2 protein-coding genes, 1 pseudogene and 1 CRISPR repeat array are annotated in these 10,404 nt (G+C 69.9%); of the genes and pseudogenes, 1 reads left to right on the forward strand and 2 read right to left on the reverse strand.

Annotated elements, in window-relative coordinates:
• Positions 1–25: 25 nt before the first annotated feature.
• Complete coding sequence (gene casA / locus J7E91_RS12880; RefSeq protein ID WP_214902378.1) at positions 26–1,699, reverse strand: type I-E CRISPR-associated protein Cse1/CasA; 1,674 nt, start codon at positions 1,697–1,699, stop codon at positions 26–28.
• Between the two features lie 427 nt (positions 1,700–2,126).
• Positions 2,127–5,111 (reverse strand): CRISPR-associated endonuclease Cas3'', encoded by a 2,985-nt coding sequence (locus J7E91_RS12885; protein WP_214902381.1) that lies wholly within the window; start codon positions 5,109–5,111, stop codon positions 2,127–2,129.
• A 112-nt stretch (positions 5,112–5,223) separates the two neighbouring features.
• Positions 5,224–9,645: direct repeats of the CRISPR family, unit length 29 nt; unit sequence GTGCTTCCCGCGCGAGCGGGGGTGGACCG.
• Between the two features lie 527 nt (positions 9,646–10,172).
• On the opposite strand from J7E91_RS12885, the pseudogene J7E91_RS12890 reads away from it, so the two are divergent.
• Positions 10,173–10,404, forward strand: a pseudogene (locus J7E91_RS12890) (transporter); the annotation flags it as partial.

Genomic DNA, 10,404 nt, shown 5'->3' on the forward strand with positions numbered 1-10,404 from the left:
ACGGGACGAGGCTGGGCGGCGCGGCTCAGTTCTGGCCGGTGGGGTGCGCCGTGTCGCGCCGCTTCTCCAGCAGGCTGCGAACGAGACCGCGGGCGTGTTCCCGGGCCTTGGCACCACGCGGACTGGACGCTACTGGGGCGGTCGTCCGGTCGTAAATTTCCAGTGCCAGTGTTCCGAACACGCGGAGTGAATCACTGAAGTCGGCCGAGTGCAGCAGGTCCCAGAAGCGTTCCTCGGCGGCAGGCCAGTACGCGGTCAGGGCGGCTTCCGGCCAAGGGCCCGGGTGCTTGGACTTCTTGCTCCCGCCACCGCCGGCGCCCGCATTCGATGCGGGTGCTGTGCCGGACGCTCTGCCGCCTCCCGTGTCGGGGCGTGCCTCGTCGGCGAAGGGCGTCGTGTACGAGCGCCACGCACTGCGCAAGGCGGTCGAGAGGTGCCAGGCCGCCTTCTCCGCGGCTTCGCGGCCCTCCCGCACGCCGAGGGCGAGTGCGTTGTCCTGCTCGGAGCCGGGAGCGGTCAGGAGCGAGAACAGTGGAGGAGTGATGGCGCTGAAGTAGGTACGGTCGCGGGTCTGACCGTCCTGGTCGAATCCGAAGGCCGTGACGCGCAGTCGTTCGGCGACGGGCTCCGGGAGCCAGCCGCTCAGCCCGTCGAAGATGTGCGGTCTGCGCCCGCCGTCCGCCCGCTTCATGAGCACGAGGGCATCGAGATCACGCCACAGGGCCCGTTCGGCCTTGGCGTCCCGGGGGCGAGGTGTGCCGTCCTTGAGCGTGTCCCAGATCAGATAGGGATCACGTACGGCGGGACGGTTCACTCGCAGTGCCCAGGTGATCGTGGCGTCGACGACCTCGTTCCCCGTGGGGCCGGGCTTGAGCAGGACAGCGTGCTGATACTGCTCGGTGAGAAGAGAGAGCGGACCGGCGGGAGGAAGGGGGAGGACGCGGGGAGCGGGCAGCGTCTCCCGCTCCCAAGGGCACCCGTCCGGCAGGCAATCCGGGGACGGCGAGGGCCAGGCAGCCGGCTCGGGGATGCCCATGAGCAGGGAGTCGAAGAGGGTGGGTCCCACGGGGTGTGTCGACAGGACCCGGCGAAGCGGGCCGGCCATCGTGTTCCCAAAGCGTTCACCGTCCACCGTGCGCGGTGTGCACTGGCCGGAGGGGCCGTAATAGAGCTGGGCGATCAGATGCAGGACGGCCTCCCCCGAGGGGAGCGCGACCTGTTCGTCATCCGTGAAGTGACCGAAGAAGACCTGGTTGTTGCCGGCTGGTCTGGCTAGAACCAGTTTGTTCACTCCAGAGGAAGACGGGCACTCCTCGGCCAGTCGCGGATCCTGGAGGAAAGGGCGCGCGGGGTCGTGGAGCCGTAGGCCGTCGGCGTGCTGGTTGAAGTATGCCCGCACGCATCCGGGTGCGAAGCCTTCCGCCCTGTCCAGTAGTTCATAGCGCCGCTCCTGCCATTCGTCGCCGCCTGTGGCCGTGTCGAGACCGGTGATGCGGGCGGCCATCGCGCACAGGATGCGGTGGAGGCCGGAGGCGGCGGGAGGGAGAGCGACGCCGAGAGCGGTGAACTCGTGTGCTCGTAGGAAGAGTTCACACAGACCTACGGACTGGGTACGGTCACCCGAGATCACGGGCACCCAGGGGCGTGTGCGGAGATCGTAGAAGTCGGTCGAGGGGTGCCGGTGAACGGGGTGAGGCATGGGAGTGGAGTACCTCAGGTTTTGGAAGGCGGATGCGGGAAGCGGGGCGTGGGCGGGTAGTCGTACGCTGGGAACCTGGCTGTGAGCCGGGTCTCCGCCCGCGCGGAGGTGGTCCGAGTGACCGTGTGTTCAGAGAAACCTGGTGCTCGTCTCTTTCCCGCGAGAGCGGGGGCGGGTCCGCCTTCAGGTTCCTTGTGAGGGTGGGCCCGCGACGACGCCGGGGCCTTGTGGAGTCGACACCTTTCTCCTGCGCCGCTGGGAGAAAGGGAACGAGAAGGCAAGCTGACTGGCTGCCAGCTCACCCGCCCCTTTCGCCGCGACGCCGCCAGAGTAGCGCCAAGTCAGCGCTGCGGTAGGTCACTTGACAAGAGTGAGCGTTTCTTCAGAAGTGCAGCCAGGCTCCACAGGTGCGTCCCAGGGCTCCCTCTCAGGCCCCGAGCCTCCGTCGGAGCACCATCCCCAACTCGTGGGCGTAGGAAATCTCGTACTCGTCCAGCATGGCCGCCTCATGCGTTCCGGGGCCCGAGAGCCGGAGCGGGATCAGTACGACGCGTCCCAGCCTCGGTTCGGTGCGCCACGCTCTCGGGGGTTCGCTGGCCTTCGTGCACGCCGCACGCCACTTGCCGTGCGGCAGCGGTGCGACGAGACCGAGCAGGCGCCGCACTTCGGCGCGCGTGAAACGGCCCTTGGCGCCGCTGCCGCGCTCAGGCAGGGGGATGGTGGCCTCTGCGTCCAGCCACCGCCCCTCCTCGTTGACGAAGACCGGCAGGACGGGAACGGATTCCACACCGAGCCGGGTGGCCACCAGGTCCGGGTCGGCGTCGCTGTCCGTCAGCGTGTGCAAAGTTGCGACGTCGCGCGGCGGAGGCAGCATGACCAGCTTCGCGATCCCGGTGTGCGCCATGTCGCCCGCCATGCGCTCCAGGTCTCGGCGCAACAGGGTGTCGGGGTCGGCCGAGGCGAACTCCAAGTCGTACACCTTGTCCACGAGCCCCTGCACGTCACCCGGCACGCGGACGGGATTCCGGCCCCGTTCGAGCAGCGTTTCCAGCGTCCGCTGGAGCAGTGACGGCGAGTAGACCTCTCCCCACTCGACCGGGACCGCGAGTTTGCCCTTGTCATCCACCGGGGCGAGTACGGACAGCCGCGGCGCTGACGCCCACGGCGGTCGGAGGGCGTTGTTGACGGCATGCCGCCATACCCGGCCCGCCCGCTGAAGCAGCATCGCCATTGGGGCGAGATCGCTGATGACGAGATCGAAATCAAAATCAAGCGATTGTTCAATTACCTGCGTGGCGACGAGAACTGCGGCGCGCCCGCCCCGGGGTCGGCGTACGCCGGCCTTGTCGCTTCGCCCGAACCACCCCTCAGCCTCGGCGGTGATCCCACCGCGCCGGTCGCTCGGGAAACGCGAGTGCAGGAGGCGCAGTCGAGGACCGGCCTCAGAAGCCTCGCTCGCCGCGTCGGCCGTATTGCGGTCGTCCCATCCCGCGTACGCGCTCGTAAAGCGTTCCCGGTAATGGGTGAGCAGGGCTTCGTACGTGCGCTGAGATTCAGCAACGGTTGTGCAGATGACCGCCACACAGCCCCCGCCGGCGGTCGCGCCCTCCACCAGGCGAAGGAGCGTGGCCAGTCGGCCGTCCTCCACGTCCGGTGCGTACGAATGGTTCACCGGATGTACGTCCAGGCGAAGTTCGCGCTCCCGTCCGCTGCCCACCGGCTCGGCGGGAACAACGAAGTTCGCATCCTGAGCATCCGCGTAGATCCACCCTGGATAGGCGGGCGGGGGAAGCTCGTACGATCCGGAATGGTGTCCGGCACCCTCTAGATACGCGGCCAACAAGCCGCGTGCGCTCTCGCCGGTAAGCGTCGCAGACAGCAGAACGACCGGTACTTTCAGTGCGCCGAGCCAGTGCAGAAGCCGCAGGAGCAACGCGTGGGTGAAGGTGTCGTAGGCATGGGCCTCGTCAATCACCACGGTCTTTCCTGAGAGCCCGAGGTGCCTCAGGGCGTTCCACCGCAGAGGGAGGACGCCCATGAGTGCTTGGTCGACGGTGCCGACAGCCAGCGGTGAGAGAATGCCCCTGCCTCGACAGCGCAACCATCGGCCAGCGGTCACGGAGACCGCCTCGCTCCCGGTACCGGGCTCATCCGCGTGCTCGGAAAGAACGCGGGGCTCGGTGGCCTCGTCCCACTCCGGCGGGGCGACTAGTGCTGCTGTGCCGGGCTCGGCATAGGACGCGTAGAGGTCGGCGTTCCCATGAAGCAGCGTGAGCGCCGCGTCCTGGACAAGATTTGCCCTGGCCCAGCGGCTCACCCGCTCGTACATCTGGTTCGCGGTGGCCTGGGTAGGGAGCGCGAAAAACAGCCCGCTGCTGCCGCAGGCGGCGCCCATGAGGGCAGCTGCGTAGAGCGCGGTCTCCGTCTTGCCCTCGCCGGTTGGAGCGGTCACGAGCAGAATGCCAGGCCCCCTCACTGCGTCCATGAGCCCGGCCTCGACACTGGCCTGGAGAGGGTATGGCGTGGTGATCTCGGGGAACATGTCGCGGAAGCTCTGGGGCGCGAAGCGCGCCTGACCGAGTCCGGCGTCGCGGATGTGGACCGGAGCGGCCGCGGCCATCCGTCGGGCATGAGCACGCTGGCCCCTGGGCTCCCTGAGAGGGGACATGTCTTTGCCCACTGCGGCCTGCTGAGCCTCAATGAGGTGCTCCTGGCTCGCTACCCAGTCGGAAACGATCACAAGGCCGGTGACGAGCACGGCGAGTTCGACGGGAAGCTTCTTCCTGGAGGTGGCGGGAGCAGCGCCAAGAACGTCCTGCAGAGCCGTCACATGTGCTCGTCTCTCAGCTGCCCAAGCGCCCTTTCCCAAGTCCGGCATGTTCCTGAGCGGGTCGACGAGATCGGCAGGCTCGACCCCAGTCGGGTACTTGCCGTGGTGCCCCCCAAGAATCTGAGCGAGCTGCGCCGTCAGAAGGCCAGCTACAGGTCCACCCTTGCAGGGGTATCCGAGTTCCGCCATGTGGAGCGGAATGACCCTGCTCGTGGCAAACTCGTGACGCACCGTCTTGGACGTCTCTACGGACCAGTCATGGGCAAAGGACGGCTCTCCCAAGAGAACCCGCTGTTCAGATCGCTCCCGTGTGATCATGCGCTGGAACCGAGGCATGATCTTCCCAAGATCATGCAATCCGGCCCAGGTCATGACCAGCGTCCGGGCTTCTTTCTCCTCCGTCTGGAGCCCCTCAGCGATCCGCGCGCGTTGCACTGCGGTCAAGGTCTGATCCCAGAGCGCCCCGCACACCATGGCGGTGTCCACCAGGTGTGCGATGACGGGATAGGGCTCCTCCAAGTCCCGTGACTTCGCCAGCAACCGAACATCAACCATGCTGCCCCCATCGCACCATTCCGTCATTGTTACGGCAAGGGAGCACTCAAGCAGACGCTTCTGACAATATGGGTTGATGCAGGTCCAGCGCCTACCCCAAGAAATGGCAAAGGGCTTGGAACGTTGCAGGTCAGGAAGTGTGCTTCCCGCGCGAGCGGGGGTGGACCGCCCGGAGGCGGAGCTGGTGGCGGGCGGCGGCTGTGCTTCCCGCGCGAGCGGGGGTGGACCGGCGCGCACCGCGGTGGTGTCGTTCAGGGTCTCGTGCTTCCCGCGCGAGCGGGGGTGGACCGGTCCGCGACGACCGCAAGCCGCACGGCGAGTCGTGCTTCCCGCGCGAGCGGGGGTGGACCGAGCACCAGCGGCTCACCGTCGACAACTACCTGGTGCTTCCCGCGCGAGCGGGGGTGGACCGACGGCTGCGTCCTTGACTAGGGCCCGCTCCCGGTGCTTCCCGCGCGAGCGGGGGTGGACCGTTGGCCGGGTGCACGCACCGCGCGAAGAACTGGTGCTTCCCGCGCGAGCGGGGGTGGACCGGCACGCCGCGCGATCCTGGGCCGCGACCCGGCGTGCTTCCCGCGCGAGCGGGGGTGGACCGGGCACCCGCGGGGACGACCAGCCGGTGCGCAAGTGCTTCCCGCGCGAGCGGGGGTGGACCGTCGCCGTCCGATGTGACGGCGGCGACCTTCACGTGCTTCCCGCGCGAGCGGGGGTGGACCGGTCCGCGACGACCGCAAGCCGCACGGCGAGTCGTGCTTCCCGCGCGAGCGGGGGTGGACCGATCGGCCCGGTCATGCGGATGTCGACGCTCATGTGCTTCCCGCGCGAGCGGGGGTGGACCGAGGGGCGCGAGGTAGTCGGCCCGGCTGACTTCGTGCTTCCCGCGCGAGCGGGGGTGGACCGAACCTTGCCGGGTATCGGCGGGCCGATCTGGAGTGCTTCCCGCGCGAGCGGGGGTGGACCGCTGGATCACCCGCCGCCCCTCCCTCCACTCCCGTGCTTCCCGCGCGAGCGGGGGTGGACCGATGGAACCAGCAGGTCAGGACATGACTGTGCCGTGCTTCCCGCGCGAGCGGGGGTGGACCGGCCCTCAACAGGCCACCAACCGAGCACGCCAAGTGCTTCCCGCGCGAGCGGGGGTGGACCGTTCGGCGACCAGCGCCACCCTGACGGCACCGGGTGCTTCCCGCGCGAGCGGGGGTGGACCGCCCGCTGGAAAGACGACGAGGGGCAAAAGCTCGTGCTTCCCGCGCGAGCGGGGGTGGACCGGAGATCGAACGATGGCAAAGAGCTTGTCCGGGGTGCTTCCCGCGCGAGCGGGGGTGGACCGACTTGCTCGGCGCGGTGGCGGGCCATGTGGGCGTGCTTCCCGCGCGAGCGGGGGTGGACCGAAGCTCAACACCAACACCTGGCCCACCAGTCCGTGCTTCCCGCGCGAGCGGGGGTGGACCGCGCAGGTAACTACGCGGCGAGATCCGCAACGTGTGCTTCCCGCGCGAGCGGGGGTGGACCGTACCGCCTGACGGACCGCGAGGTCCTGCGCACGTGCTTCCCGCGCGAGCGGGGGTGGACCGACGCTGGCGAAGATCGAGGCGGCGACGCTGCGGTGCTTCCCGCGCGAGCGGGGGTGGACCGATCCGGTTGCGCTCGCCCTCCGGGGCCGTAGCGTGCTTCCCGCGCGAGCGGGGGTGGACCGCCCTTGAGATCCGCACCCCCAACGACGTGCCCGTGCTTCCCGCGCGAGCGGGGGTGGACCGTTCGGCACCTTTGCCCGTGAGTGGATGAAGGCGTGCTTCCCGCGCGAGCGGGGGTGGACCGTCCCCTTGTCGAACACCGGCCTGTTCACCGGCGTGCTTCCCGCGCGAGCGGGGGTGGACCGCTACCCCCGGAGCGGAAGCTCGCCGAGACGTAGTGCTTCCCGCGCGAGCGGGGGTGGACCGCGACGCTCTCGCGTGCTGGCATTCCTCCAGATGTGCTTCCCGCGCGAGCGGGGGTGGACCGCCGATGCGCGCCGCGCGCCGTGGCTACGAGGTGTGCTTCCCGCGCGAGCGGGGGTGGACCGGTGGAGCAGCAGGAGCAGGCGGAGCCGATGGAGTGCTTCCCGCGCGAGCGGGGGTGGACCGGCCGGACACATCCGCCGAGTAACCGAACAGGGGTGCTTCCCGCGCGAGCGGGGGTGGACCTTCTTGTACGCGTAGATCACCGCGGCGACAAGCGTGCTTCCCGCGCGAGCGGGGGTGGACCGCTCCTCGTCACCCCCGAGCCGGCGATCCTCACGTGCTTCCCGCGCGAGCGGGGGTGGACCAGCTCGGGAATCGTGGCAGTCATCGCAGCACCACGTGCTTCCCGCGCGAGCGGGGGTGGACCGCCAGGCAAACCTGGGGCGTCAGGCGCTCCAGGGTGCTTCCCGCGCGAGCGGGGGTGGACCGCCGCCCTACCTCGTCAACGTCATCGGCATCGAGTGCTTCCCGCGCGAGCGGGGGTGGACCGCAATGGACGCCCATCGCGTCACGGAGTCCCTCGTGCTTCCCGCGCGAGCGGGGGTGGACCGCAGCGGGTGTCGGCTGTCGAGTCGACGCCCCTGTGCTTCCCGCGCGAGCGGGGGTGGACCGTACAAGGGCGTTCCGTACCGGCTCGGCGGCATGTGCTTCCCGCGCGAGCGGGGGTGGACCGCTTCACCGTGTGCGGGTCGCCGAGGTTGCCGTGTGCTTCCCGCGCGAGCGGGGGTGGACCGGCGGTTCGGGACGTTCCGAAGCCGCGGCGCAAGTGCTTCCCGCGCGAGCGGGGGTGGACCGCCGAATCGCGCACGCTGACCGACCAACCGCACGTGCTTCCCGCGCGAGCGGGGGTGGACCGCTCGGAGTGTGGGGGCGCAGGGTCCGGGACCGGTGCTTCCCGCGCGAGCGGGGGTGGACCGGACAACCCCGAGGCCCTGATTCGGGAGGGGCGGTGCTTCCCGCGCGAGCGGGGGTGGACCGCTTGGCGTTCGACTTGTCTTGCGCGACCGCCTGTGCTTCCCGCGCGAGCGGGGGTGGACCGGTGCGCGAGGTTAAGCGATGTGCTGACCTGCGGTGCTTCCCGCGCGAGCGGGGGTGGACCGCGGCGAACGAGGAGTCGACCACATGAGCGAGCGTGCTTCCCGCGCGAGCGGGGGTGGACCGTAGGCGGCGAGCGCTGCGGCGACGAGCGGGGAGTGCTTCCCGCGCGAGCGGGGGTGGACCGGCGAACATGTACGGCGGGGCGCCGGAGTCCACGTGCTTCCCGCGCGAGCGGGGGTGGACCGAGCCTCGTCATTCAGAAGGGCGTGCCGCTGACGTGCTTCCCGCGCGAGCGGGGGTGGACCGCCTTGCCGATGAAGTCCTTCGCGTCCTCGAAAGTGCTTCCCGCGCGAGCGGGGGTGGACCGGCGTCGTTCTACGTGACGACCACGGCCCGCGGGTGCTTCCCGCGCGAGCGGGGGTGGACCGGACGCTGCTGGCCGGACGGTGAACCCGGGGCCGTGCTTCCCGCGCGAGCGGGGGTGGACCGCAGCAGATCGAGCGCGTGTCGCTTATCGCGGCGTGCTTCCCGCGCGAGCGGGGGTGGACCGCTGCTCCGCTCCACCGAGGACGCCCTCACCACGTGCTTCCCGCGCGAGCGGGGGTGGACCGCCGTGGGACTGTCAGCCCGTGGGGCGAACAGGGTGCTTCCCGCGCGAGCGGGGGTGGACCGTGTCCATCGCGCTCGCAACGAGCGTCATGGCGGTGCTTCCCGCGCGAGCGGGGGTGGACCGCTGGAGCCCTCCACCCCGACCGGGTTGGCGATGTGCTTCCCGCGCGAGCGGGGGTGGACCGTTGGCTGATAGAAGGAGCGGCCCGGTCGATTCGTGCTTCCCGCGCGAGCGGGGGTGGACCGTCATGGTGGAGCGGGCCCCGGACTGGACTCGCGTGCTTCCCGCGCGAGCGGGGGTGGACCGAGCTTCAAAGCCGACCTGGCGGGCTCTGTAGAGTGCTTCCCGCACGAGCGGGGGTGGACCGTGGGCCAGCTCCACGGCGCTCGCGCGGCCCCCGTGCTTCCCGCGCGAGCGGGGGTGGACCGCTCAGCCTCGACGTGCTGGCAGCGCTGATCGAGTGCTTCCCGCGCGAGCGGGGGTGGACCGACCAGTGGTACAGCACGAGCGGCCGCCGGCCCGTGCTTCCCGCGCGAGCGGGGGTGGACCGGCAGGTAACCCCATGGCCACCGAACCCGAACCGTGCTTCCCGCGCGAGCGGGGGTGGACCGATGGTCTCGCGCTCGGCGTTCCGCATGCCGGGGTGCTTCCCGCGCGAGCGGGGGTGGACCGTGAGCACCGAGACCGAGCCGCTGACAGTCCCCGTGCTTCCCGCGCGAGCGGGGGTGGACCGAACCCGCTGAGCACGGCTCGCCGGTCGGCGGCGTGCTTCCCGCGCGAGCGGGGGTGGACCGTAGGCGCCACGGCGTTCAATTTGGTCGTACAGGTGCTTCCCGCGCGAGCGGGGGTGGACCGTCCACGCTGTGACGGTCGGACGGCTTGAACGAGTGCTTCCCGCGCGAGCGGGGGTGGACCGCCCCCGGGACCGAAGTCACCGCGCGAGCGGGGGGTGGACCGTCGGGGCAGCAGGATTTGAACCTGCGGACGTAGTGCTTCCCGCGCGAGCGGGGGTGGTTGCCGTGTCTAACACCCGGCCACGGTCATAGACGGCCGCTGGAGAGCCGGGAGGGGGGCCGAGCTTGAAGACGCGGGCCGGGCCAGAGGACCCCAGGTCCTCCGCCGCGCTTCCCGGTACATGGTCGTCGAGTGATCCACGAGGCGGTTGCGTAGGTTTTGAGGGGAACCCGTCGGCGGGCTCCAGGGCTTTCACCGGTTCTACCCACGTGGTATGGGGCAGCTCGATGAGCAGCGCTGCTCCCGGGCCGGCCTGCGGCCATGTTCAGCACGGCCGATCGGCGGGCTGACCGTTCCCCGAGCCGACGCTCATGGAAGGGAGGCTCTTCGTTGAAGAGGCCAGGCGTTTAGAAGGCACTTCCGAAGACCCTCGCGGAAACAATCCTGCCCTCACCCGGCGTTGATGATCTCCGAATCGAGGAGGGGAAGGTGTCGGGCCTGAAGTTGTTCCGCACGAACACGACGAATAACGGCGTGAGCGAGGTTACGCCGCGTCTTGCTGGGGTCGAGGCGGATGTGCAGGGCCTCGTCGAGGCGCACATGGAGACGTTGCTGGGGGTCCGTTTCCTGGCAAGCGAGTACGGGACGGGGCCGGTCCACGGCGGCCGGATCGACTCGCTCGGGCTGGACGAGAACGGGTCGCCGGTCATCGTCGAGTTTA

Origin of the sequence: Streptomyces sp. ISL-99, assembly GCF_018614005.1 — a bacterium.
Taxonomy (GTDB): Bacteria; Actinomycetota; Actinomycetes; order Streptomycetales; family Streptomycetaceae; genus Streptomyces; species Streptomyces flavidovirens.